The organism is Pseudomonas sp. K8, assembly GCF_014889455.1.
Taxonomy (GTDB): domain Bacteria; phylum Pseudomonadota; class Gammaproteobacteria; order Pseudomonadales; family Pseudomonadaceae; genus Aquipseudomonas; species Aquipseudomonas veronii.
Genome location: NZ_VJWO01000003.1, coordinates 109,766 through 134,891 on the forward strand (window position 1 = coordinate 109,766; position 25,126 = coordinate 134,891).

A 25,126-nucleotide genomic window follows, 5' to 3' on the forward strand; every position below is an offset into this window, starting at 1 on the left:
GGTTTCTACTTGGAATCTTGCCCTACGGTGTATGTCGTTTACGATGTGCAAGTAAGAGTCCATGCAAGTTAAAGCAATCAATAAGATACTCTGGTAGCTCTGCTAACGGTAAGTCCTATGGATATTGATAAAAGAATTCAGTTTCCATTAGGTCGGAGTTTTATCCTTCGGAAAGAGTTGGGTCAGGGGGCGTGTGGTAGGACGGTTTTATTGCACGATGATGTGATTGATGAATATTTTGTATGTAAAAAATATTCACCAATGTTTATCGAGTGGAAAGAGGTTTTATATAAAGGTTTTGTTGGTGAGATAAAGCTCCTTTATTCTCTCCATCACCTTAATGTTGTGCGTGTTTTTAATTATATGCTGTATCCGGAAAAATTCAGTGGCTTCATATTCATGGAGTATGTTGAAGGCGTTGATGTTGAAGTGTACTTAACAGAACATCCTGAAAATATAAATGAAGTGTTTTTACAGGTTGTTGATGCTTTTGCTCATTTGGAATCTCGCAATATTTTGCATCGTGATGTTCGGCCGTCAAATCTGATGGTTACAAATGAAGGTATTGTTAAGGTTATCGATTTTGGGTTTGGGAAAAAAGTACTTGAAAGCGTAGACTTTGATAAAAGTATTTCGTTGAATTGGTGGTGTGAACTTCCTGCAGAGTTTGGGGATAAGTTATATTCTCATGCCACCGAAGTTTATTTTGTAGGCAAGCTGTTCGAAAAAATTGTACGTGAAAACTCAATTATCTCGTTCAAGCATGCAGCTTTAGTTGAGGGTATGACCAAGCGATTGCAGGATGATCGTATTGATTCGTTCGCTAGTGTTAGAGAGGCCGCTTTAACGAATACAGCAGCATCTGTAACGTTCACAGATTATGAGAAGTCCACTTATCAGTCGTTTTCCCGTGGCTTGGTGTCAGTAGTTTCAAAAATCGTTTCTGATGCAAAATACTTCGATGTAGATGAGTTCTCGGTGCGTTTGCGGAATGTCTACAATAGTGTGATGCTTGAAAGTCAAGTGCCTTCTAATGCGGCGGTGGTTAAGTGCTTCGTGAATGGTGGATACTATTACAGTAAGAAAAGTCTTATGTCAGTGCATGTGATTGAAGAGTTTTTGATGCTCTTGGATGATTCTGGAAAGGAAAAAAGAAATATCATAGAGGCCAATATCTACGCAAAATTGGATGCGGTAGAAAGATATAAGTCACGACCTGTTCCGGACTTTAGTTCTTTTGATGATGATATTCCGTTCTGATTATCATGTTTTTGCTGTGGCTTTATTATTGTAGAGTTATTTTGTAATTAATTTCTCATAAGGAGTTGCACGGATGCACTTTCAGCTATTGATTTTTGATCTCGATAATACCTTGCTCGAGACAAATGACCTCGAAGATGGATTTCGTGGGTTTGAATATAAAGGCGAACAACCCTTAGATTATATTAATAGACTTCGTGCAAAGGCTTTGGAGCGCCCGCAGCGTGTCGTATATACATTGGGGTTTTTAGTTTGGCTGAAGGAGAAATATCCGCTTCTGAAATTTGGTGTTTTTACACGTGCTCCTAAAGTTTACACTCATACGTTATTGTCGTTGTTTTATCCTGATTTTCATTGGGATTCTATAGTGACTGCTGATGATGGTGTTCGGCCTAAGCCTTCGCCTGATGGGATTCAGCGTTCAATGGCTTCTTTAGGTATAACTGACGTTTCAGCAGTGGTAATGATAGGTGATGGCAAGGTAGACATTAATGCTGCATATGCTGCAGGTGTGTGGGCTGTTGCTGATACGACCACATGGCCAGAACGGCATATTTCGGATAATTATTACGTTATCGAACGACTTCCCGATGCAATGATTGGTGATCCCCAACATTTACCCATTTTCCTTGAAAATCCCGTAGACGGTTGGCCATTACTGGAAAAGCTGGAATATTATAAATCGAATAATCCTGTTGGAACACCGCAAAGGGTTGAGGTTATTAATCATTTCGATAAGTCTGGTGATGATAAAAAGTTCGTGAAGGTTTCAGTGCTTGGTAGAAGATTTCGTAATGATGATCTTTTAGCTACGAGGCGAAACTGGCATCCGGTTTCACATGAGATTGAAGCAAATAAAAACGCTATTATTTTTCCCCCGCACTGGATTCAAAGCTTACGGGTTTGTATAGGGAGTGATATCGGTGTCCAAGTCGGAAATCCAGTGGTTGTAACTGTGATTCCCGCTCGCGTGGGAAGAACGCCACGTCTTGAAAATCTATTAGCACAACTTTCTCAGTCTCATGCCAGCGCCCCGCTTACTGGAATTTTCGGTAGTGTTAATCTAGAGTTTATTCCTGACGTCTTCGCATATACCGAAGGGATGCGTTCCAATCATGGGGAGCATCTGGGGGCAAAAGATCGATTTATCAATGTAAGGGATCACATGATTGTCCGGCCGGGGTATTCGCCCCACAGAAAACGATATATAGTAATTGACGACGTCGTCACCACGGGGGCCACATTGTTCTATGCCTCGCATTATTTGAGAGATGCTGGTGCAGTAGACGTTGTTCTGATTTCCTTAGCGAAGGCGGTTTCAGTTTAATAATGGTGATTTCTCAAAAGACAGAAAGAATGTTGGCCCTATCGTTGCTAAAGGGTATAGGGCCTGCTTCCTTGCATCAGATTTCAAAGTTTCCAAGTTTTTTGGAGGAAGATGTCGGTGTTATTGCAAACTCTTTGTCGAAATTAAAAAAATCTCTTGAAGTCTCAGGCTCTTGGAAGATGGCTTTAGAGCAAGTTCGTTATCAGGTAAGTCAAGCCGAAGAATCAAATTGCCGTATTTTGAGCGTCCTTGATTCTGATTATCCATCACTGCTAAGGTTTACAAAGGATGCCCCGTATATAATTTATGTTAAAGGAACACTGCATCAAAGTCCTGAGAAGTCTGTTGCGATAATCGGGACTCGGCATCCAACGCGTCATGGGTCATTAATCACCGAAAGGATTACAAGTTTCTTTGTCAAGAATGATTGGAGTATTGTAAGCGGCCTAGCACTGGGGTGCGACACTATTGCTCATCAAACTGCGGTAGCTGCGCGGGGACACACCATTGCGGTTTTGGCTCATGGGCTCCAGACAATATCACCAGGTAGCAACAAGAAGCTCGCCTCTGAAATACTTGAGTCTGGCGGTGCACTAATCAGCGAGTATGGGTTTGGGAGTGCAGCAATTCCTGCACATTTTGTAAAGCGAGATAGGACCCAAGCTGGCTTGGCACAGGGTGTCGTTATGATTCAGTCGGATATAAAAGGGGGCAGTCTACATGCTTCTCGTGCCGCACTTCAATATGGTCGCTGGTTAGCTGTTCCTTTTCCTACCGAGCTTGATAGGCAAGCGGCAGAGCCTAAAATTCAAGCAAATATGTTATTTGCGTCAAATGATACTAATGAAAAAGCTTCTTTGTTGAACTGTGATGCTGCGGATTTGCAAAGACTTCATATTGTTGAAAGTAAAGAAGATTATCCGAAAATAATTGAGCTGGAAAAGTACGTTGGTGGTACTTCAAAGTATGGTCTTGACTTTCTTGATTAGTGAGTTTTTAATTTTCGGCAAACTAATAGTCTAGTTGTGTGGGAAAGGCTTCAGGCTTCAGTGTTCCAGTGACGTTTAACCGTTGCAATGCCGATCCCTAATTCCGCTGCAGCCTGTGTTTGAATGTACCCCCTGGCTTTCAATTTCTGGACTTCAACCGTAGTTTTCACAGCTATGGGACGACCAAGCTTCTTTCCTTCAGCTTTGGCACGTTTCAACCCTTGCTGTGTGCGCTCTATCAGCAGGTCACGTTCAAACTCTGCTACAGCGCTCAAAACCTGCATCGTCATCTTGCCTGCCGGACTTGTCAGGTCTACGCCGCCTAATGCTAGACAATGGACGCGAATTCCAATTCCAGCTAGGTGTTCAACGGTTTGACGCACATCCATTGCGTTTCGGCCCAAACGGTCCAGCTTGGTCACGATCAGTACGTCACCTGTTTCCATACGATCCAATAGTTTTTGAAACCCTTGGCGTTCACTAGCCGCGATGCTACCCGATATGACTTCTTCAATTACCCTGCTTGCCTGTACGTCGAATCCGGCTGCTCTCACTTCTTGCACTTGGTTTGCAGTGAACTGATTGGAAGTTGAAACACGACAGTATAGGAATGTGCGGGACATGGGGTGCGCTCACGTATCATTAAACGTGGTATCACTGTAGCTTGGTATCGCTATATCCTCAACCTTATTTTGTTGATACTTTTACGAGCACTAATTCTGCGCATCACTAAACGGTCGTTTGGTGATGCGTTTGCTTACGACGCGTAGCGATGGCCTTTATTCGGTAGATGAAGGCTACCGAGATCAACTGCAGGCATGGACGTCATGATGGCTTTAAGCTACCTTTCAGCGCGCTTCCGCTATTTACGACCAATCCGTCACCATCAATCAATAAAAGGCAAGTCCAATGGAAGAACCTCTGTTGTTTGTAAACGTTGGATGGATGGTGTCCTACCAAGGGTTAGATAACGATCCCACTATCGGGGGACACGGCTGGCTAAAGACCCATGATTATGGGCATGAGGCTTGGAACTTCCTCCCGCACAGGGGAAAACTATATGGGTACGTACCACGGTCGGCACGTATCGACTTGAGAAGGCTTGGCGCTACTAATAAAGATGAGAAGTTGGCTGGTGTTACTGTCGTGTGGGTCGCTCGAAATCCCCGTGATGGAGTGACATACGTGGCGGGCTGGTATCGGAATGCCTTAGTTCACCGTGAATGCAACCATTTCAAGATTTCGCGTTCGACCGATCAAGTCGTGGAGTATCAAATTCAGGCGCCGCTTAGTAAGGCGAGGCTGCTAGCTCCGGATCAGCGGACGCAGAAGGTACCTACGGCCAAAGTGAAAGGAAATCTTGGGCAAAGTCCAGTCTGGTATGGAAATGCTGAATACGTGGCACGAATCCGCGCATACCTGAAAAACGATGGAGTTATAAAAGCTCCCACTGAAGGAAAAGGACGAGGGACACCAAAACAGCAGGATGCCGAAACGCGAAAGCTCGTCGAGCTCGCTGCTGTACGCCATGCAATCGCCTACTACACGTCTCGTGAGGGCGGTAACCGCATCGTAAATTCAGTGGAACGCGACAATGTTGGATGGGATTTAACGGTTACGGGCGGCGACGTAACACTCAAGGTTGAAGTCAAAGGTCTATCGGGAAGCGCGTTATGCGTAGAGCTGACCCCGAACGAATACAAGCAAATGCTCTCATCCGAACACAGAAGTATGTACGTCATCTATGCCGTTACGAATGCTTTAACTCCTCATGCAGAGGCCAATGTCTTCTACTACAACGCCGAGGCTAGCCACGGTCGTAATTACATCTGGGCGACTGAAGATGGACGGTTGCTCAATATCGAACCACTCACTGGCGCTAGGCTGACATTAGCTTGAAGTAGGTTTGGGGTGTTATATGATCTCTATCAGATCGCTGGTGATATTGGTGCTTCTGTAAACCCCGACGATATTTGAAAAATTCCTGCACCAGTACACCTAAAAACGCAGATTATTCAATAATTGGGTGAAAAATGGCTGTTTCACTAAATGCTTTAAGGCCTACGGGCAAATGGATGATAATCGATTGCGTGCAAGAAGCGGGTATCGATGTCAGAGCATGGAGTTTCAGAAAGAAAGACGGTCAACCGGTGGCTTTGCCCCAATCCAATGGTGGGTACTGCTACGAATGGTCGTTTCGCAGCGATAACGGTCGTATATTTTTGTTATGCGTCTGGTTCGAAGAGCTACGAGTTGATGACCAGGGGAGAATTAACTTTCCGGGCAACCTAGCCGCATACGCCGATACGTTGATCAGGCAGCTCGAAAAAGACCCCAAAAATAGAGCCCGCACTATCAAAGACCCGCGTATCAGTCGTGCGCAGCATTTCAACTCGACGGTTCAGCTTGCCTACATAAACTCGGTTCCTGTGCGTGTGGTTATCGTGTCAGGACCTGTTCGTGAGATAGAAGACATTGATTCTGGGAATGATCGTGCTGTTGGTCGTTACTTGGATAGCGAATCTTGGACAGTGGAGCGTTTTGATAAAGGCACTGGTGCTTTCGTCCTGATTCGCGGCTGTAGTTCTGATCAGCCATTAGTACAAGCGGGACTTGAGGAAGGTGCCGCAGGTCTTGCCGTTGTAGATGGGCAGGTAGTGAGCGATCAGTTTCAGGAGCAAAACCGCTCTGAGGCTTATACGTACAATGGTGTTCATAGGTACCGAGACCCGAAAGTGCGTGCGCTTGTACTGGCAAGATCGAAGGGAGTATGTGAACTGACAATGGCTCCAGGTTTCAAAATGGCAAACGGCGGCACCTATTTGGAAACGCACCATATTGTTCCTCTTTCGGAGGGTGGTGCCGACACAATCGAAAATGTCATAGCACTTTCCGCTGATGCCCATCGTCAAGCGCACTATGCTGTGGATCGCGATAATTTGCGACGAAAGTGCCTTGAAATTGTTGCGGAACGCTTGAGGTCTTTACAAGTGTGAACGGCGAAAGGTGTGCATGTATTTGCAGTTAGGGACGAAGCAGAGGGAGCAGTAATCACTGGTGGCGACTCAGCTCTATTTCCAGTTCTGATATCAGAACGGATGGCGGGCAGTGCAGCGCGTGGGCAAGCTTGAAAACTATCGCAATGGTAGGATGGTGAATTCCTCGCTCGATCAAGCTGACATAATTACGTTGCACATCAGCCTCATGGGCAAGCTGTTCCTGGGTCAGTCCGGCATCCTTACGCTTCTGACGAAGGACCTTTCCGAAAGCTACGCCAATATCCACTTTTACAGTCCGGTCTCAAAGACGGGTCACTGTCGGTGATGGCTGTGGATACGTCCTCACAGTATACTGTGAATATTGAGGCAAAATTCACTTAAACCGAGGTCAGTATGAAGCTCTACATATCCATATTTATCGCCGCAACCAGCATGCCGGTAGCCAGTATTACCGGAATCTGTTCATTGGAATTCGGATACGTTTCCAGCTTCCGGCAAGCACTGGGCGTTGGCGTCCTGGTGGGCTCTGTGATGCTGCTGGTGGCCTTGACTTTGTTCCTGGCAGGGGTGCCCTCGACTTTGCGGCGTTTGCGCGCACCGATCAATACGAACTGATTTCAAGGATGAATGGCGATGCGAAAACCAGGAGTTAAAGAGTACGCAGTCAGTAGGCCGAAATTAAAAAGCAGGACAGCCGCAGTGGGGTTGAATGTACTGCTTCCTGGGGCTGGCTACCTGTACATGGGCCGTTGGTTCGCGGGTATTTTCGGTGGGGCGCTGATTCTGGCAATTCTAATGCGCAGTTCTCAAGAACATCTTTTTTGGGTTTGGACAGTTACAAATCTAATTATGGCTATTGACATGTGCCTGTTGAGTTCAAATCATCAATCTAAACAAAGGGGTTTTCAATGAAACTTCCATTGGTAGTACTTTTATTCACAATGGCATCTGTTACCCATGCAGATGCGGCTGATTCCGTAGAATGGGATCAATTCAATACGCGCATGCATGAAATGTTTGACACGACAGGTTGGGAATTTCGCCAAGCTGTTGACACCAAACAGATTACAAAAGATTTACAATCCAATCAGGCAAGGGCACAAATTAAATATAGCATGCCCGGCATTTATCACGGGCGTATCAGTAAGATAATGATGGATGATCAGGGAGCTTTCTTCATAATTGATCAAGGAAAAAATACTGCTGTAACGGTATTTATGTCCGGGTATCAGGCTTGGCCTTGGAAGGTTTCCGGGGGGAAATCGGAAATCACAGGAATTCAATCCCTCAATGAATTTGCCGCCAACTTCGATATAGGACAGGAACTGTACTTTCAATGTCGAAGGGTTGAGTTTGGGCTTGGCATATATCTAAGAAACTGCCTGGTATTTCCACCGAGTGTAGCGACTTCGCGTTCTGCTCCTGAGTTGATCAATGAAGTTGACATGGGGGCAAACTTTGACGAACTGATCAAAGCTCGCTCCGCTGAAGGCTGGACACGCGTACCGTCAGTAAGAAAGGGAATGGTCGTTGAATTGGAAATCGGTATGGCGCCAGACGGTACTGTTAGATCAGTCAACATAGCTAAAACTAGTGGCGATGAACCATTTGATAGATCAGCAGTGGCGGCAGTCAAAAATATTGGCCGACTGGCTGAAATGCAGGGGATGAAGGCAGAAGATATAGCCAGATATCGATTGTTTCGCATGTTATTTACACCGGATGACTTAAGCTTGTAATACGGTTCGTCCCATTGGGTTATGGACCTCTAAAGGATGTGAACAGTAAAAGAAGCAAGGTTTATATGGTAGGGAAAAGTAAAAGTCCAGAGGTTTAATTGAAACTTGCAGGGTTATCTTGAACGGTTAGGGTTTGATAAAAACTCATAATCTATGTGAATATGTATTGAGGTAATACATATTCACAGTTTCAAGTTGACCTGATCAAAGTTGTAATCTTCCAGATTAAGATAAGATACCCAAAAAAACTGTAGCGGGAACGCAGTTCATGCGAAGCCGGTAGGCGAGCATAAAGCTCAGTAATTCAAGTCGAATTGCCGTTTCTAAACGTTTCCTATCTCTTCCTCGCTTTGCTTCGGAAACACCTGCGGTGTGGGTGGTTTTGTAACTGGATACCTTATAGTTATAAGGAGATTATTTACTTTTTACGGGATTAGGTTTCGGACTTACAACCACTGCTCAAGGGTATGGGTAGAGCTTGCACTGTTTTCCCCAGCTTTGATCTGTCGAATAGCTTTCGCATAATTGCAGATGGTCATCTTATCCAGTTTGGTCGCCCGTGCAACTACTGCCTGTTTCATACCGGCTTGGAGCATGGTAATAGCTTTTTCACGTTCTGGATGTGGTGTTGGTCCAGGTTTTTTCTTTTCTTTGTAGGTTTTGGCCAAGCTGTCGTCAATTTTTGCATTTGGAAGATACATGTTTTTCAAAAAGTTGGCGACCTCATTATCTTGAACGTACAGTTTTACCGGCTTGTCAATTGTTTTGCTTCGCAACGACGTCCGAAAAACATTTTGCAAAGTCATTTCCAGTTTGTATGTGAATTTCCATGCGTTTTGCAGTTCGTCTGTTGATCTGTTATAGTTTTTTGCAATGTATTCAAAAGATTTGTATGCGAGTGGATTAGGATTTCCATGGAATGCTGTGAATGCGCAATGTGTGTCTGTAAAGCTATTAAGTCCACGGCTATCAATTTTGCACTGAATGAATTTTCTGCTATGAGTGTTTTTGCCCCATTTGTACGCAAACATCAGGCAGTATTCTTGGTTGGTCAATTGTTGGTCAATCAAATTTGCCATTGATTGCAAGACTTTGCACCCGTCATTGGAAGCGCCGTCCACTGAATCCAGTACTCCACGTGAACAGTGGTTTTTGTCGGAAAGCATTGGATAAATAGTTACATCTTTTACATTGTCGGTGGTGCTTTGGGCGAAGTTTGAGTGGGCATACGTAAACCCATTGGCTCTCGCAAACCAATCAAACAATGAGCCCTTGAGTGTTGCTGACAAAAGATGTACTTCTTGTGCCATATGAAATCGTTCGAAAAATCCATATTCCTCAATGATCCGAATCACGATTTTTTCATTGGCTGAGTGATATGCGTCAGCGAACACGGGAAGCTTGCTCAAAACCGCGTTATAAATATCTTGCGCGGCAGGGGACAATGTAGTATCGATTTGATTGTATTTCTGGCTTTTGGATTTGTTGAATGTGGCTACTTCATTTTTGATGTCTTCGTATTTGTTTTTTTTGATTTTGATTTGGTTGTCAATGATCTCAATAAGGTCCAAGCGCTTGAGTTGTACTTGGTCGAAGGCCATATGACGAAGACTGATGGGCATAGGCAGCTCATCAATGATGATCGTCCAGTCGCGCAAGTGTTTTGTCGAGCACTTTTGGAAGGTGATATGCTGGCAGATAATTAAATGCGAACTTTCTTTTGGGTTCAGCATTTTGTTCAGGTTTGCCTCTGCTGATCCTTCACATCGTGAATCAATAATAATCGGTTCAAGAGAACTACAAATTCTGCGGATGTCTTTAAAAACTTGATCTGCCAGTGCAAGTGTTGGTGCTACGTAGAGAATTTTTTTCCCATGACCAAGCATTCCAGGGATGGCGGAAATTGCCGCCATAGTTTTACCTGTGCCAGGTGCTGCAATAGATACGTGAATGATTTTACTGTTCATTGGTTTTCCAGTGATTTGTTTCGGTTGTAGGATGGCTTTCATTGTCGAATGTGCGTTCGAATGTTTGGTGTGCTTGTTACTCATTCGATGAGGCAACTCTACAATACGGGGGCGCCATTCTAAACATTCAATCTGAATAAAGTTGGATCGACTTTTATGGTTGTGGATTTCAAGCTTAATAGTGGGGGGTACTGGTTGCGTTTGAAATTTTTGATGTAAATGATCTGGTAAATGATATAAAGGCCAGATGGTTTGCGAGGTTGGTTAATTGGTTGTTTTTGACGATTTTATAAAATTAATCTGTCGAGTTGCTTCACCCATTGCGCATCGCTATGGATGAAGCATAGTAAGAATCCGACGACGATATTCAGTCAGATCACGGCGGTTTTCACGCGGCGTTCATCACTGTATGTGGATCAGGGCTTTTAGCATTGCTTTTATCGGTATCCTGCTTCCATAAACGCAAAAGGTAATACTGTTGTCTTCATGCCCAGCAATACGCTTGATCAAGGAGTCTTGTACTCCAGCATCCCTAAGATCATCGATCATTGTGTGGCGGAAGCTGTGAAAGGTTTTCTTTGGGTCGGCGACACCCATTCTAATCCTGTATCGACTAAACCACTTCGACGGCGCGTGGCCTAGCTTTCCGCGAACAGGCTCCAGCTCTGGGAATAAACGATCAGACCCCTGAATACGCAGATTATTCAGGTGATCAAGCAGTCCAAGCTGAATCAGCGTTGGATGGATTGGGAGAGTTCGGCGACTGCTACTGTTCTTCAGGCTTTGGGCTTGGTGACCATCGTCAATCCGAATGCACTCGAATCCTTGCAGCGTGACGAAATCGGTAACGTGCAACTGGCAAAGCTCTTCCAGTCGGGCGCCGGTGAACCTACCAAGCAATGGGAGCCAGAACCTCCATGGATGCTTACGTGATTCTTCCTTGAGTGCATTTAGGTCGAGAAGGATACTCAAGTCGCGTTGATCAAACGACAGTCGTGCATCTTTCGCCGAACCCGTCATCATCTTGAGTCCCGACAATGGATTGTCGGTAACGTAACCATTGGATTTGCACCAATTCATAAATGCCGAGAGTTTACGTAGACGGTTGTTTACGGTTACGGCGGTGATGGTTTTGTACGTGCCGCCAGAGTCAATCACTTGAGTTAGCGTCTTGCCCTTGAACTGGGGGAGCAGAGCGAAGTATTGGGGGCAACGGCTCAGACGATCCTTCAACAGACGGGCCTGATGCACATCGAACTCAAATGCAGGCATATCGCCCATCAGCTCGAACAAATCTCGTAATGCACGTTCAACTTCGTGTGTGCTGACCTCACGCCACGTGCCACCACGTTTTCCTTCTTCGATATACAGCTTGGACAGGGTGGTCAGTGTAGGTCCGTCCACATTGCACTTCACGGTGATGGCTGGAGCCTTCCGTGAGGCATTTTGGATGGTCGGCATGGGTGCTGAATCACGCCACTCCGAACACAGCCTACGCAGCGTTTGAAAGCCATCCAGGGGGTGTTCTGATAAGTGCTTATGCACCCGCTGGGCCAGAAATGCAGCAAGGAACAATGCGCTTTGCCGGTGCCGGATGTTCAGGCTCAGACGTAAAGTGTGACACCTTGGGAAGAGGTGCTTAGGTAGTCGCAGATTCAGATAGTAGAAAGCCCCGCGACGGATTATGTAGGCCATATGTGTGACACCGATGTGTGACAGCTGTGTGTGACAGTGCTGGCTACACCCCCGATTTCTAACTGTCCGCACCGGGTATTGGCACGGAAGGTTAGAGGCAATCTCAAAAGCCTGTTACCCTGACCCCATCGGTCCCCCCCGCAACGATTACCCGTGAACCTGGTCAGAGCCGGAAGGCAGCAGCCACAGCGGGAACATTGTGTGCCGGGGTGTGGCTGGTGGGGTTGCCTCCATAACGCTCCTCCTTGCCGTACCTCTTCTGTTTCGCATCCTTCCAGCTTCTTTTCAGTCATCTGCCGTTGTTTTACTGCGCAGCGTATGACGGCTATTTCACACCGTTAAAAAGCCCTGCTGGACAACCTCAAACCACCTTGTTAGTTTCCGCCGGCCACTTGTTTCAGAGTATAACAATGGCGCTGATTTGATATTGAAGTGCTATCACTTCTTTAACTAACAAGGATGTCTGTGATGAAAAGCCTGCAAGGGTTACCCCGTCTTATCAGTGCTTCAGTTGGCTCGCCCGGTAAAGCCCGTAACTTGCCTGCCGATGTTCAGTGCATTCAGTATTTATTCAATTTGATCATCCCCAAGATGGGGTTTCCGTTGGCTGAAAACGGTAAGTGCGACGGCCAATTGGTGCAGTGCATCAGCCAGTATCAGTTCCGTCATCTCAAGTACGCCCATCCCGATGGCGTGATCGACCCCACCGGTCGCACGTTCAACAGCCTGATCGAGGAAGCGGTGAAGGTGCCGGTGAAGGCCTTCCCGACGATGCGTATCCCGAGCTTTCTCAATGTGTTCGGCAACAACAGCGGCGATGCGGTGCAGGCCACGGTCAATGTGTACCTGGACCGCATGCGCGCGATGGTCGAGGCCGAGCAGCGCAATCGGCAGTTGATACTTCAGGCCACGTGCGACGGGGGCATGACCCTGAGCGATAGCGACTTCCAGAACGCCGCTACGCAGCTGGGCAATGGTATTTCCGTCAATATCATCAGGGCCTTCGCCACCGTGGAATCGGGTGGGCGTTCCGGGTTTGGCCCGGCCAAGTTGCCGGTGATCGCCTTTGAGGGGCACCAGTTTCGCAAGTACACCAAGCGTATCTACGACCAGGCGCACCCGCTGCTGTCGTACCCCTACGTCAGAAAGGCGGGGCCGCAGTGGCAGGTCAATAACAAGGATCAGATCAAGGCCTGGGAAACCATGGCCACCGCATTTGCGCTGAATCAGGAAGCTGCCTTGATGTCGGCGTCATGGGGCATGTTTCAGATCATGGGGTTCAATTTCGCGGCATGCGGTTACACAAGCGTATTTGAGTTCGTTGCCGCATTAAAAGTTAATGCCGGTAATCAACTAAAGGCTTTCCTCGCCTTGTGCAGCCACAGCCCGGCATTGATGAAAGCCATGAAAGCCAAAGACTTTACCGCCATGGCCCGTAACTATAACGGCGAGGACTACGGCAACTATGACGACCTCATGAAAAAAGCCTACGACGCACTTGAGAGGAAAAAATAAGATGATCCGTTATCTCGCGATGGGTGTGTTGTCGTGGTGTGCGGTGGCGCCGGTATTCGCCGGTTCCGCTGTGTTGCATTCGGGCAAGTACGAAGGGTTGATGCTGGCGGTGACGCCCGAGCATCAGGTCGAAGGTTTCTACGCCGAAGAACTGGGCGAGGGCGTGACCCGTGGTTGCGCGTTCTACCTGCAAGGCCAGCCCGACGCGTTGACCACCTGGCTTGACGATGCCTACCCCGGCAGCGTGGCGCCTTCGTCCGACGGCGTGACCCTGACCGTCGAACAGGGTCGCCAGCATCCCGGTTGCATCAGTGTGTTGATGCCGGAAATCGCCACCGGCCTGGACCTGAGCCAGACTGCCAACAAACCATGGATCGGCCTGGTGACCGTGTCCGCCGACAAGGCCTACTTGCTGAAGACCCCGCGCGCCAAGGCGGCCAAGCGTGCGTATATCGTCAAAGGGGATGTGGTCGGCGTGCTGGCGTTCAAGGACGGCTGGGCTCAGGTCGAGTTCGTCAATGCTCAGGATCGGTCGTTCATCGGCTGGATCAGCCAGGATCAGTACGCGCGATTGGCTGCCCCGAAAAGCTGATGTTCGCTCAGGGTTGGCCGAAGGTTTCGCGCAGCAGCCCGGCGAATGCGTCCCGGGCCAGATGTCGCTGGGTGTCTTTGTGCCAGAACAGCAGGTTATCCACGGCCGCCAGTTCTTCGAACCGGTATGACGCCAGCTGATTGGCCTGCTCATAGCGCGCCAGAATGCCCTCCGGCGCCAGCGCCACGCCGATCCCTGCGCTGACGCAGCCGATGATCGTGCCCCAACTGGCATAGCTGGCGATGGTCGGCTTGAAGTCATGGGGCTTGACCCAGTTTTCCAAGGCGGCGCGATAAGGGCAGCCAGGCGGCCAGACGAGCAGGGTACGCCCTGCCAGGTCCTCGGCACGCTTGATCGGTGCGCTGCAGGCGCTGGCGATCAGCACCAGGCGTTCGCTGTAGACCACGCTGTGTTCGAGCTTGGAGCGTTTGTTGCCGGCGGCCACCAGCGCCACGTCCAGGCGGTGGTGTTGCAGGTCGTCGAGCAGTTGGCCCCAGGCGCCGGTCACCAGTTCGAGACTGACGTCGGGGTAGCGTCGATGGTATTCCGCCAGCAGCGGTGGCAGGCGGCCGCTGGCGCTGGACTCTACCGCGCCGATCCGCAAGGTGCCCCGCGGGATAGCGTTGGCGTCCACCGCGCGTTTGGATTCGTCCACCAGGGCCAGGATGCGTTCGCAGTAATCGAGGAAGATTTTACCGGCGGCGCTGATCGCCAGCCCGCGTCCGGCACGGATGAACAGTGGCGTGCCCAATTCGCTTTCCAGCTGTTTGATGCGCGTGGTGATGTTCGACGGCACGCAATGCAATTGCGCCGCGGCCTGAGCCACGCTGCCGGTTTGCGCCACGGCTCGCACCATCTTCAGTTGGGCCATTTCCATTGCTCAGTTCCACTGATTTCAGAAGTCAGAAACGCTTAATTGTCCTACGGCGTGACCCGGCCAAGACTGGCGGCATTCCTTCTCTGTTTCTGGATGCCGTTGATGAATTCCCCGTCACGCCTAAAGCTTACGCTAGTCATCGCCAGCGTGATCCTCTGCTGGGCCTATTCGCCGATTGGCGTACACATGGGGCTGCGCAGCTACAGTCCGGGTCAACTGGCGTTGCTGCGATTTTTGATCGCCTCGGTGTTTATGGGCGGCGTCGCGTTGGTGCTGGATATCGGTCGGCCGCGCCTGCGAGATGTGCCGTGGTTGCTGGTGCTGGGTTTTTTCGGGGTGTTCCTGCATCACACTTGCCTCAACTATGGGCAGCAATGGGTCACGGCGGCGGCGTCCAGTGTATTGGCGCAGTCGGCGCCGCTGTTCAGTGTGCTGATCGCGTTTTTTTGCTTGAGGGAGCGGGTCAGTGTCTGGCGCTGGAGCTGTGTATTGCTGGGGTTGCTTGGCGTGCTGGTGGTGATCTGGGGTGAGCAGGGCGTGGGTGACATCGACCCGCGTGGCCTGTTGATCCTGCTGGCGGCGGTGTCATGGAGCGTGTATTTCGCCATCCAGAAACACTGTGCCCACCGCTACAGCCCGCTGACCCTGGCGTGCTACATGGTGTGGTCGGGCACCTTGATGCTCTGCGTGAACCTGCCAGGCCTGCCCGCTGCCGTGGCGCAGGCGCCCTGGCCGGAAAACCTGGCGGTGCTGGTGCTGGGCATTTTCCCCAGTGCCTTGGCGTACCTGGCCTGGGCTTATGTGTTGAAGCATGTCGAGGTCAGCCGTGCATCGGTGGCGATGTACTTGATTCCGCCGGTGGCCATGGCGATGGCGGCGATATTGCTGGGCGAGCACGTCGCCGGGCAGGTGATGCTCGGCGCGATGATCGTACTCGCCAGTGTGGCGGCCATCAGCCTGGAAGGCCGCTGGCGGCGCAGCTCAGCCGCCCATGCAGAACGCGCGCAACCGATGACCGTCGAGGTCCTGGGCGACAAAGGTGTAGCCAAAGTCCACGACGGTCGGTGACTGGATGATCGTGGCGCCACGTTCCAGCCATTGGTCGTGCAGAGCATCCACGGCGGCCTGGTCGGGCAGGGCGAAGCCCACTTCGCCGCCGCCGCCCGTGGCCTGGGCCGCTGGCTCTACGCTGTGGCGCGACCACAGGCCGAGCTTGACGCCATTATCGAGAATGAACAGGGCAAAGGTCGGGTTCAATTCAACCGGTGGTTTGTCCAGCAGGCGGCTGTAGAAGTTGGCGCTGGTGGCGGGGCTGTCGACATACAGCAGGAAGTAATGGGCGACGGTATTCATGGAGGCTCCTTGAGGACGGGGTGGTTGAGCCCAGTCTAAAAGACGGCGCTGTCAGTTCTTGTCAGGAGCGTGCGGGGGCACGGCGTCTTCGCCGGTGTACAGTTGGATGATGTCGTCGATTTCGCCTGACATCTTCATCCGCAGCAGGGTGCGCAGGATTTGTTGCACCGGCAGGTCCGGGTCGTTGCGCACGGCGCAGCCCAGGCTTTGCTCCTCGATGATGGCGACTTTGTGCAGTCGCTGTTCCATCGGCAGGTGCTGGTTGAAGCGGTCGACGATCCATTCATTGCTCACCGCATACTTGAAGCGCCCGGCCACCAGTTTGTGCAGCACTTGTTCTTCGCTGCGGGCGTCGTCGCGCCTCAGTTGGCCTTTGGCGAACAATGGGTCGAGCGTGGAGTAGCGGTAATTGAGCACCGTTCCGATCGACTGCGGCGCCAGCCGGGCCAATTGCACCGGCTGGTTGCGGACGCTGACCAATACGTTGCGCTGGACCAGCAACGGCAGGCTCCAGAGGTAGTCGCCAGACAGGTTGTCGAGCCAGGCCTGGGCGACATAACAGCGCACATCGATGTCGCCATGGGCCATGGCCGCGGCAATGCGTGCCCGCGCCAGTACGTGGAACTCGGCCGGGCGGCCGACCTGGGTGGCCAGGCTCGACATCAGGTCATACAAAATACCCTGGGTGGGCTGGCCGTCCTCCACTTGCACCATAGGCATCGCCCAACTGTCGGAAACCGAGAAGCGCAACGGCGCGGGCGCCGCAAGGCTGGCGGTGGTGAGCATCCATAAGGCGCCCAGGACTACGCGCATACACTCTCCGGGTTCAGGCCTTTTCGGGGCCGCTCAGGCAATCTTAGGCAGATAAGGCAAGCGTGCCGGATGCAATTTCCCCCTTGCTCCGCTAGCATTACCGGCTTCCGCTTCTCAGTTGCGACGGTTTTCGATGAGTTATCAGGTTCTTGCACGTAAATGGCGCCCGCGCTCGTTCCGCGAAATGGTCGGCCAGACCCATGTGCTCAAGGCTCTGATCAATGCCTTGGACAGCCAACGGCTGCACCACGCCTACCTGTTTACCGGTACTCGCGGTGTCGGCAAGACTACCATTGCCCGAATCATTGCCAAGTGCCTGAACTGTGAGACGGGCATCACCTCGACGCCCTGCGGTACCTGCTCGGTATGCCGCGAGATCGACGAAGGGCGTTTCGTCGACCTGATCGAGATCGACGCCGCGAGCCGCACCAAGGTCGAAGACACCCGCGAGCTGCTCGATAACGTGCAGTACGCGCCGAGCCGTGGCCGCTTCAAGGTCTACCTGATCGACGAAGTCCACATGCTTTCCAGTCATTCGTTCAACGCATTGTTGAAAACCCTGGAAGAGCCTCCGCCCTACGTCAAATTCATCCTGGCGACCACCGACCCGCAGAAACTCCCTGCAACGATTTTGTCGCGGTGCCTGCAGTTCTCCCTGAAAAATATGACCCCGGAGCGCGTGGTCGAGCACTTGACCCACGTGCTGGGTGTCGAAAACGTACCGTTCGAAGACGACGCGCTGTGGCTGCTCGGCCGTGCCGCCGATGGTTCGATGCGTGACGCCATGAGCCTCACCGACCAGGCCATTGCCTTTGGTGAAGGCAAGGTCATGGCCGCCGATGTGCGTGCCATGCTCGGCACCCTCGACCACGGCCAGGTGTTCGACGTGCTGCACGCGCTGATCGAAGGCGACGCCAAGGCGTTGCTCGAAGCCGTGCGCCACTTGTCGGAACAGGGCCCGGACTGGAACGGTGTGCTCTCGGAAATCCTCAACGTGCTGCACCGCGTCGCCATCGCCCAGGCATTGCCGGAAGGTGTCGACAACGGCCACGGCGACCGCGATCGCGTGTTGGCCCTGGCCCAGGCGTTGCCGGCCGAAGACGTGCAGTTCTACTACCAGATGGGCCTGATCGGTCGCCGGGACTTGCCCCTCGCACCAGACCCGCGTGGCGGCTTCGAAATGGTCCTGCTGCGCATGCTGGCCTTCCGCCCCGCCGATGCGACGGACGCGCCGAGACAGCCGCTAAAGCCAGTGGGGATCAGCCAGGCCACAGTTGATTCCGCCAAATCAGTGGCTGGCGCGGCGGTGGTCGCGCCAGCGGTTGCTGCGCCTGCGCCGGTTGCGCCGGTGCCTGAGCCGGTGGTTGTCGCGCCGGTGATCGCGCCGGTGCCGGTTGTCGAGCCCGAACCGGCCCCGGTGGTCGACCTGCCCTGGAATGCCCCGGCAGAGGCTGAACCCGAGGTCGAGCTGCAGCCCGCCGTGGAGCCCGTGCTGGAAACCGCCGGCGAGCAGCCCGAGCTGACGCCGATGCCTACGCCAATGCCGGACAGCGTGGTGCCGGATGCGCCGGAATGGGTCAGTGCGCCCGTCCCCGAGCCGACCGTCGCCCAGGTGGACGCCGCAACGCCCGGCATCGACCTGGACGACGAACCGCCGCTGGACGAAGACTACATCGAGCCGGACATCGATTCGGCCTACAGCTACCTGGACGAACTGGACAGCGAACACACCGCCGAGCCGGCCCCCGAGCCCGAAGCGGAACCCGCTGCCGCGCCGGCCACCGGCCTGGCCCTGCAATGGCTGGAGCTGTTCCCGAAACTGCCGATTTCCGGCATGACCGGCAGCATCGCCGCCAACTGCACCCTGATCGCCATCGAGGGCGACCACTGGTTGCTGCACCTGGACCCGGCCCACAGCGCCCTGTTCAACGCGACCCAGCAGCGCCGGCTCAACGATGCCCTCAACCAGTATCATGAGCGCACGCTGAGCATCACCATCGAGTTGATCAAGCCCGAGCAGGAAACCCCGGCCCAGGCCGCGACCCGCCGACGCCTCAATCGCCAGCGCGAGGCCGAGGAGTCGATCCACGGTGACCCGCTCATCCAACAATTGATGCAACAGTTCGGCGCGGTCGTCCGTCACGATACTATTGAACCTGTCGAAGCCCCGGTGCCCCAGGCGTCATGACACCGGGCTACTTATTGATCCACGTACTTTTGAGGTGATTCCCATGATGAAAGGTGGCATGGCCGGCCTGATGAAGCAGGCACAGCAGATGCAGGAAAAGATGGCCAAGATGCAGGAAGAGCTGGCCAACGCCGAAGTCACCGGTAAAGCCGGTGGCGATATGGTCAGCGTGGTGATGACCGGTCGTCACGACATCAAGCGCGTGAGCATCGACCCGAGCCTGCTCGAAGGCGTCAGCGATGACGACCGTGAAGTGCTGGAAGATCTGTTCGCCGCGGCCGTCAATGACGCAGTGCGCAAGATCGAAGCCAACAGCCAGGACAAAATGTCCGGCGTGACCGCTGGCATGCAACTGCCACCGGGCATGAAACTGCCGTTCTGATCGGCCAGCCTTAGCTAGACTGGAATGCCAGGCATCGCGCCTGGCATTTTTTTTGGCTGTTTTCCCCTGCGTAGCGGCTACGCAAGGGTAACTTTGTCGAACCTCGGTGCCTTGGCCAGTGTCTGCACTTGATGCCATTGAATTCGACCCTCGATAACGGAGCCCCCCGATGCCTCAAGAACCGATGCTTAACCAGCGCATTGTCCTGGTCTCGCGCCCTCACGGCGCGCCAACCGCGGAAAACTTCCGCCTCGAACGTGTGACCCTGCCGGAACTGGCAGACGGCCAAGTCCTGTTGAAGACGCTGTACCTGTCCCTCGACCCCTACATGCGCGGGCGCATGAGTGATGCACCGTCCTACGCCGCTCCGGTGGAAATCGACGAAGTGATGACGGGTGGCGCTGTCAGCCGTATCGAGCAGTCGCGCAACCCGAAATTCGAAGCGGGCGACCTGGTGGTCGGCTCCACCGGCTGGCAAAGCCACAGCATTAGCGACGGTCGCAACCTGATGCCGGTGCCCAACGGTCTGGCCAGCCCGTCGATGGCGTTGGGCGTGCTGGGCATGCCGGGCATGACCGCCTACATGGGCCTGATGGACATCGGCCAGCCCAAGGCCGGCGAAACCCTGGTGGTGGCGGCCGCGTCCGGTGCGGTGGGCTCGGTGGTGGGCCAGGTGGCCAAGCTCAAGGGCCTGCGCGTGGTGGGTGTCGCGGGCGGGGCCGACAAGTGCCGTTACGTGGTGGATGAGCTGGGCTTTGATGCCTGCATCGACCACAAAAGCGAGAACTTCGCCAATGAATTGGCCCTGGCCTGTTTCAAGGGCGTGGATATCTACTTTGAAAACGTCGGCGGCAAGGTGTTCGATGCCGTGCTGCCGCTGCTCAACCCCAAGGCGCGGATCCCGCTATGCGGGCTGATCGCCGGCTATAACGCCCATGAAGCGCCCAGCGGCCCTGATCGACTGCCGGCGCTGCAACGCACCTTGCTGACCAAGCGCGTGCGTATCCAGGGCTTTATCGTGTTCGATGACTACGGCGATCGCCAGCCGGAATTCCTCAGCGCCATGGCGCCGTGGGTACGCGACGGCAAGATCAAGTTCCGCGAAGACATGGTCGACGGCCTGGAACACGCGCCTCAAGCCTTTATCGGTTTGCTCGAAGGACGCAACTTCGGCAAGTTGGTGGTGCGCGTCGCGCAGGATTGAGCATTTGACGCTAATCCGGGGCGCGGGTATAAACCGCGTCTCGTTGTTTTGTCGGACCCTTCGCCCATGAGCTTCAGCCCCCTGATTCGCCAACTGATCGACGCCCTGCGCACTTTGCCCGGTGTCGGCCAGAAAACCGCCCAGCGCATGGCGCTGCAACTGCTGGAGCGTGATCGCAGCGGCGGCACCCGGTTGGCCCAGGCCTTGAGCCAGGCCATGGAGGGCGTTGGTCACTGTCGCCAGTGCCGCACCCTCACCGAGGAAGAACTCTGCCCGCAATGCGCCGACCCGCGTCGCGATGACACGCTGTTATGCGTGGTGGAAGGGCCGATGGACGTGTACGCGGTGGAACAGACCGGTTATCGCGGGCGCTATTTCGTGCTCAAAGGCCATCTGTCGCCGTTGGACGGCCTGGGCCCGGAAGCCATCGGCATTCCGCAACTGGTGGCGCGGATCGAAGCGCAGGGCACGTTTACTGAAGTGATCCTGGCCACCAACCCGACCGTGGAGGGTGAAGCGACTGCGCATTACATCGCCCAACTGCTAAGCAACAAAGGCCTGATCACATCGCGGATCGCCCACGGTGTGCCGCTGGGTGGCGAGCTGGAGTTGGTGGACGGCGGCACCCTGGCGCATTCGTTTGCCGGTCGCAAACCCATCGCGCTTTAAGCCACGCGGCAGGACAAAGTGTGGGAGGGGGCTTGCTCCCACATGGGCTGTGTGGTGTCGGTGATAATCCTCAACGCTCGCTCAGCGCAAATTGCGTCAGGCAAAACGTCGGAATCTCCATATCTTCCAGGCGTTGCGTGCCACCCAGTTCCGGCAGGTCGATAATCGCCGCCGCTTCGAACACCTTCGCGCCCATGCGCCGCACCAGGTTTGCTGCGGCGATCAGCGTGCCGCCGGTGGCGATCAGGTCATCGAAGATCAGCACCGAGTCGCCTTCACACAGGCTGTCGGCATGCACTTCGAGGAAGGCTTCGCCGTATTCGGTCTGGTAACCCTCGGCCAACACGTCGGCCGGCAGCTTGCCCTGTTTGCGGAACAGGATCAGCGGTTTGTTCAATTGGTAGGCGATGATCGAGCCGATCAGGAAACCCCGGGCATCCATCGCACCGATATGGCTGAAATCGGCTTCGACGTAGCGATGGACGAAGGTGTCGGCCACCAGGCGCAGGGCCTTGGGCGACTGGAACAGCGGCGTGATGTCACGAAAGATCACCCCAGGCTTGGGGAAGTCGATGACAGGGCGGATCAGGGATTTGATGTCGAACGAATCGAAGGTCATCGTCGCAGAGTCCAGGGGCGGAAAACGGACTCGAAGTATACCTTGCGGCCTGGCCGATTGGCGCGGCCGCAAGTCTCTGGATCAGCCCTCCAGGGAGCCGCCCGCCAACGCACACAGCTGGATCGGGTCGAGGATGTGTACTTCCTTGCCTTCGGCGGCAAGCAGTTCGTTCTGCTGGAAACGGGTAAATACCCGGGACACGGTTTCCACCGCCAGGCCCAGGTAATTGCCGATTTCATTGCGCGACATGCTCAGGCGGAACTGGTTGGCCGAGAAACCACGGGCACGGAACCGCGCCGACAGGTTGACCAGGAAGGTGGCGATGCGCTCGTCGGCGGTTTTCTTCGACAACAGCAGCATCATTTGCTGGTCGTCCCGGATCTCGCGGCTCATGACACGCATCAGTTGGCGGCGCAGTTGCGGCAATTGCAGGGCCAGTTCGTCCAGGCGTTCGAAAGGAATTTCGCACACCGATGTGGTCTCCAGTGCCTGAGCCGACACCGGATGAATCTCGGTGTCCATCCCCGACAACCCGACCAGCTCGCTCGGCAGGTGGAAGCCGGTGATCTGCTCTTCGCCACTGTCGCTCAGGCTGAAGGTCTTCAATGCACCCGAACGTACTGCATAGACAGAATCGAACTTGTCGCCCTGGCGATATAGAAACTCGCCTTTTTTCAGTGGGCGTCCACGTTTAACGATTTCGTCCAGCGCATCCATGTCTTCCAGATTCAATGAAAGTGGTAAGCAGAGGGGGGCCAGGCTGCAATCCTTGCAATGGGCCTGGCTGTTAGCGCGCAGCTTAACGGGCTCGGACATTTCTTAAATCCTTGTGGGAAAACACACATAAGACATAAGGGTAACGCACTGTGGGTAGAAGAGGCCAGCATGGACGAAAAACCGATGCCGGGATAAAGATTATTGTATCGATGCCGATACAAGTCAGTGTCCCTTAGAGCCTGGAGGCTCACATCATGCTTTCCATTGGTGAAAACTCTGCTGCCAAGCTGCCGGTTCCGGCGGTTCGCGAGCCCAAGGACCTGGTGGCGGAGGCTAAAGAAGCCAAGGCAGCCAAAGCACTTGAGGACGCCACGTCGGCGCCGCTGCGTCCGGCCAAGGCGGTCGAGGGCGTGACCGTGACTATTTCCGGAGCGGCATTGAAGGCTGCGGGTACCGCGAAGAAAGCCAACAGCGATATCGAAGAGAGTGGCTTGCCGGATAACATTCAGCAGACGCTGAAAATGATCCGTCAGATCAAGGAGCAGATCGCCAAGAAACAGGCCGAGCTGGCTGCAGTGATGGCGGACACGAGCCTGACGCCTGACCAGGCGCGGGTCAAGGCCAGCAACCTGCAAGCCTCACTCAGCGCACTGCAGGCGAGCCTGGTGACCGCGCAAGCCTCGCTGGCCAAAGCCATGAAAGGCCTGAGCAGCGAAGACGCCATGAAGGCGGCCTCCCTGGCGATGGCATAGAACCTTCAGATCACCCGCGAAAAGCGCTGCCGGTTCTGATGTTCCAGGTAGGCATCGAACACCATGCACACCGAGCGCACCAGCAGCCGCCCGGCCGGTAGAACGCGAATGCCTTGTGCGTCCAGTTCGATCAGGCCGTCGTCGGCCATCGTTTCGAGTTGCGGCCAGATCTCGTCGAAGTAGCCGCGAAAATCGATATTGAACGCCTGTTCGATCTGCTCGAATGTCAGGCTGAAATTACAGATCAATTGCTGAATCACTTCCCGCCGCAACCGATCGTCCGTGGTGCAGACCAGGCCGCGGTTGGTCGCCAGTTGCGCGTCGGCCAGGGCGTTCTGGTAGCTATTGAGGTCGCTGGTGTTCTGGCAATACAGATCGCCGATCTGGCTGATGGCTGACACCCCGAGCCCGATCAGGTCGCAATGGCCGTGGGTGGTGTAGCCCTGGAAGTTGCGTTGCAGGGTGCCTTCTTCCTGGGCAATGGCCAATTCGTCGTCCGGTAGCGCGAAGTGGTCCATGCCGATGTAGCGGTAGCCGGCGTCGGTCAACTGTTCGATGGTGGTTTGCAGCATCTGCAGTTTTGCCGCCGGGGACGGCAGGTCATCGGCGTTGATCCGCCGCTGAGGCATGAAGCGTTCCGGCAAGTGCGCGTAGTTGAACACCGACAGGCGATCCGGTTGCAACTTGATCACTTCTTCCACGGTGCGCGCGAAGTTGATCGGGGTTTGCTTGGGCAGGCCGTAGATCAGGTCGATATTGATCGAGCGGTACTGCAAGGTGCGCGCGGCATCAATCACGGCGCGGGTTTCTTCCAGGCTTTGCAGGCGATTGACCGCCCGTTGCACTTCCGGGTCGAGGTCTTGCAGGCCGATACTGACGCGGTTGAAGCCCAGCTCGCGCAGCAGGCCCATGGTTGCCCAGTCGGCTTCGCGCGGGTCGATCTCGATGCTGTAGTCGCCGGAATCGTCATCGAGCAGGTTGAAATGCTTGCGCAGGCAGGCCATCACCTGGCGCAGTTCGTCATGGCTGAGAAAAGTCGGGGTACCACCGCCGAAATGCAGTTGCTCCACGGTCTGTTTCGGATCGAGGTGGCAGGCGATCAGTTGGATCTCTTGTTCCAGGCGCTGCAGGTAGGGCTGGGCGCGGCCGCGGTCCTTGGTGATGACTTTGTTGCAGGCGCAGTAGTAGCAGATGTTGGCGCAGAACGGCACGTGCACATACAGCGACAACGGGCGTGCAGCCTTGCGGCTGTCGCGCAGGGCGTGGAGCAGGTCGAAGGAGCCGACCTGGCTGTCGAATTGCACTGCGGTGGGGTAGGACGTGTAGCGTGGCCCCGCCAAATCGTAGCGATGAATCAGGTTGCTGTCCCAACGAATGGCGTCGAGCATGCGGGCGTTCCCCCGGATAGACTAGTCGGCCGAGTCTAGGGGCGTGGCGGATATGGCATCTTGATTTGCGTCAACGGGGAG

General features: G+C 53.7%; 24 protein-coding genes, 1 other RNA gene and 1 pseudogene. 16 read left to right on the plus strand and 10 right to left on the minus strand.

Annotation, left to right across the window (positions count from 1 at the left end; all coding sequences use genetic code 11):
* The first annotated feature begins 117 nt into the window (after positions 1-117).
* The 3 genes from INT12_RS03260 (at position 118) to INT12_RS03270 (ending at position 3,576) form a co-directional block, all read left to right on the plus strand.
* Entirely contained in the window at positions 118-1,260 is a 1,143-nt protein-coding gene (locus INT12_RS03260; RefSeq protein WP_102617619.1) for a protein kinase family protein, read from the plus strand.
* Between the two features lie 73 nt (positions 1,261-1,333).
* Positions 1,334-2,587: an HAD hydrolase-like protein gene (locus INT12_RS03265; protein WP_102617620.1), complete on the plus strand. Its 1,254-nt coding sequence runs from the start codon at positions 1,334-1,336 to the stop codon at positions 2,585-2,587.
* A gap of 2 nt (positions 2,588-2,589) precedes the next feature.
* Positions 2,590-3,576, plus strand: coding sequence for a DNA-processing protein DprA (locus INT12_RS03270; RefSeq protein WP_226925972.1), 987 nt, complete (start codon positions 2,590-2,592; stop codon positions 3,574-3,576).
* A gap of 50 nt (positions 3,577-3,626) precedes the next feature.
* On the opposite strand, the gene INT12_RS03275 is transcribed toward INT12_RS03270, so the two are convergent.
* Positions 3,627-4,199: a recombinase family protein gene (locus INT12_RS03275; protein WP_102617622.1), complete on the minus strand. Its 573-nt coding sequence runs from the start codon at positions 4,197-4,199 to the stop codon at positions 3,627-3,629.
* A gap of 286 nt (positions 4,200-4,485) precedes the next feature.
* Here INT12_RS03275 and INT12_RS03280 point away from each other — a divergent pair, with 286 nt between their 5' ends.
* Both INT12_RS03280 and INT12_RS03285 read left to right on the plus strand, forming a co-directional pair.
* Positions 4,486-5,475: a protein NO VEIN domain-containing protein gene (locus INT12_RS03280; RefSeq protein ID WP_102617623.1), complete on the plus strand. Its 990-nt coding sequence runs from the start codon at positions 4,486-4,488 to the stop codon at positions 5,473-5,475.
* A gap of 134 nt (positions 5,476-5,609) precedes the next feature.
* Complete coding sequence (locus INT12_RS03285) at positions 5,610-6,572, plus strand: HNH endonuclease signature motif containing protein (RefSeq protein WP_102617624.1); 963 nt, start codon at positions 5,610-5,612, stop codon at positions 6,570-6,572.
* Between the two features lie 55 nt (positions 6,573-6,627).
* Here INT12_RS03285 and INT12_RS03290 read toward each other — a convergent pair whose 3' ends face one another.
* Positions 6,628-6,861 carry a helix-turn-helix domain-containing protein gene (locus INT12_RS03290; RefSeq protein ID WP_102617625.1) on the minus strand — a complete coding sequence of 78 codons (234 nt, stop codon included), beginning with the start codon at positions 6,859-6,861 and terminating at the stop codon, positions 6,628-6,630.
* A gap of 107 nt (positions 6,862-6,968) precedes the next feature.
* Here INT12_RS03290 and INT12_RS03295 point away from each other — a divergent pair, with 107 nt between their 5' ends.
* Positions 6,969-7,190, plus strand: coding sequence for a hypothetical protein (locus tag INT12_RS03295; protein WP_102617626.1), 222 nt, complete (start codon positions 6,969-6,971; stop codon positions 7,188-7,190).
* An 842-nt stretch (positions 7,191-8,032) separates the two neighbouring features.
* Positions 8,033-8,314: pseudogene (locus INT12_RS31135) on the plus strand (TonB family protein); the annotation flags it as partial.
* A 446-nt stretch (positions 8,315-8,760) separates the two neighbouring features.
* On the opposite strand, the gene INT12_RS03305 reads toward INT12_RS31135, so the two are convergent.
* A complete protein-coding gene (locus INT12_RS03305) occupies positions 8,761-10,281 on the minus strand; it encodes a DEAD/DEAH box helicase (protein WP_193058759.1) in 1,521 nt (506 codons plus the stop codon).
* 402 nt (positions 10,282-10,683) lie between these two features.
* A complete protein-coding gene (locus tag INT12_RS03310) occupies positions 10,684-11,976 on the minus strand; it encodes a site-specific integrase (RefSeq protein ID WP_102617629.1) in 1,293 nt (430 codons plus the stop codon).
* 126 nt (positions 11,977-12,102) lie between these two features.
* Between INT12_RS03310 and ffs the strand changes: the two genes are divergently transcribed.
* The 3 genes from ffs to INT12_RS03325 all read left to right on the plus strand — a co-directional run bounded on the left by ffs (position 12,103) and on the right by INT12_RS03325 (position 14,083).
* Positions 12,103-12,200, plus strand: an RNA gene (gene ffs, locus INT12_RS03315) — signal recognition particle sRNA small type.
* A 244-nt stretch (positions 12,201-12,444) separates the two neighbouring features.
* Positions 12,445-13,491, plus strand: a complete 1,047-nt coding sequence (locus tag INT12_RS03320; RefSeq protein WP_193039569.1) for an N-acetylmuramidase family protein — start codon at positions 12,445-12,447, stop codon at positions 13,489-13,491.
* A gap of 1 nt (position 13,492) precedes the next feature.
* Entirely contained in the window at positions 13,493-14,083 is a 591-nt protein-coding gene (locus INT12_RS03325) for a hypothetical protein (protein ID WP_104902651.1), read from the plus strand.
* Positions 14,084-14,090: 7 nt separating this feature from the next.
* Here the strand turns inward: INT12_RS03325 and INT12_RS03330 are convergent, their stop codons facing one another.
* Entirely contained in the window at positions 14,091-14,960 is an 870-nt protein-coding gene (locus INT12_RS03330; RefSeq protein WP_046489419.1) for a LysR family transcriptional regulator, read from the minus strand.
* Between the two features lie 102 nt (positions 14,961-15,062).
* On the opposite strand from INT12_RS03330, the gene INT12_RS03335 reads away from it, so the two are divergent.
* Complete coding sequence (locus tag INT12_RS03335) at positions 15,063-16,028, plus strand: DMT family transporter (protein ID WP_193039567.1); 966 nt, start codon at positions 15,063-15,065, stop codon at positions 16,026-16,028.
* On the opposite strand, the gene INT12_RS03340 is transcribed toward INT12_RS03335, so the two are convergent.
* Both INT12_RS03340 and INT12_RS03345 read right to left on the minus strand, forming a co-directional pair.
* Positions 15,942-16,313 (minus strand): VOC family protein, encoded by a 372-nt coding sequence (locus tag INT12_RS03340; protein WP_046489421.1) that lies wholly within the window; start codon positions 16,311-16,313, stop codon positions 15,942-15,944. The two genes, INT12_RS03335 and INT12_RS03340, sit on opposite strands and share 87 nt — an antisense overlap.
* A gap of 51 nt (positions 16,314-16,364) precedes the next feature.
* Positions 16,365-17,126 carry a substrate-binding periplasmic protein gene (locus INT12_RS03345; RefSeq protein WP_193039566.1) on the minus strand — a complete coding sequence of 254 codons (762 nt, stop codon included), beginning with the start codon at positions 17,124-17,126 and terminating at the stop codon, positions 16,365-16,367.
* A gap of 133 nt (positions 17,127-17,259) precedes the next feature.
* Between INT12_RS03345 and dnaX the strand changes: the two genes are divergently transcribed.
* The 4 genes from dnaX to recR all read left to right on the plus strand — a co-directional run bounded on the left by dnaX (position 17,260) and on the right by recR (position 21,569).
* Positions 17,260-19,314 carry a DNA polymerase III subunit gamma/tau gene (gene dnaX / locus INT12_RS03350; protein WP_193058760.1) on the plus strand — a complete coding sequence of 685 codons (2,055 nt, stop codon included), beginning with the start codon at positions 17,260-17,262 and terminating at the stop codon, positions 19,312-19,314.
* Between the two features lie 43 nt (positions 19,315-19,357).
* Entirely contained in the window at positions 19,358-19,696 is a 339-nt protein-coding gene (locus INT12_RS03355; RefSeq protein WP_017527493.1) for a YbaB/EbfC family nucleoid-associated protein, read from the plus strand.
* Between the two features lie 169 nt (positions 19,697-19,865).
* A complete protein-coding gene (locus INT12_RS03360; RefSeq protein ID WP_046489424.1) occupies positions 19,866-20,900 on the plus strand; it encodes an NADP-dependent oxidoreductase in 1,035 nt (344 codons plus the stop codon).
* Between the two features lie 66 nt (positions 20,901-20,966).
* Entirely contained in the window at positions 20,967-21,569 is a 603-nt protein-coding gene (recR, locus tag INT12_RS03365) for a recombination mediator RecR (RefSeq protein ID WP_046489425.1), read from the plus strand.
* A 70-nt stretch (positions 21,570-21,639) separates the two neighbouring features.
* On the opposite strand, the gene INT12_RS03370 is transcribed toward recR, so the two are convergent.
* Positions 21,640-22,188 (minus strand): adenine phosphoribosyltransferase, encoded by a 549-nt coding sequence (locus INT12_RS03370; protein ID WP_017845248.1) that lies wholly within the window; start codon positions 22,186-22,188, stop codon positions 21,640-21,642.
* Between the two features lie 81 nt (positions 22,189-22,269).
* A complete protein-coding gene (fnr, locus tag INT12_RS03375; protein ID WP_017845249.1) occupies positions 22,270-23,004 on the minus strand; it encodes a fumarate/nitrate reduction transcriptional regulator Fnr in 735 nt (244 codons plus the stop codon).
* Positions 23,005-23,159: 155 nt separating this feature from the next.
* Here fnr and INT12_RS03380 point away from each other — a divergent pair, with 155 nt between their 5' ends.
* Positions 23,160-23,657 carry a hypothetical protein gene (locus tag INT12_RS03380; RefSeq protein ID WP_193039565.1) on the plus strand — a complete coding sequence of 166 codons (498 nt, stop codon included), beginning with the start codon at positions 23,160-23,162 and terminating at the stop codon, positions 23,655-23,657.
* Positions 23,658-23,662: 5 nt separating this feature from the next.
* Here the strand turns inward: INT12_RS03380 and hemN are convergent, their stop codons facing one another.
* Positions 23,663-25,045, minus strand: coding sequence for an oxygen-independent coproporphyrinogen III oxidase (gene hemN, locus INT12_RS03385; protein ID WP_017845251.1), 1,383 nt, complete (start codon positions 25,043-25,045; stop codon positions 23,663-23,665).
* Positions 25,046-25,126: the final 81 nt, after the last annotated feature.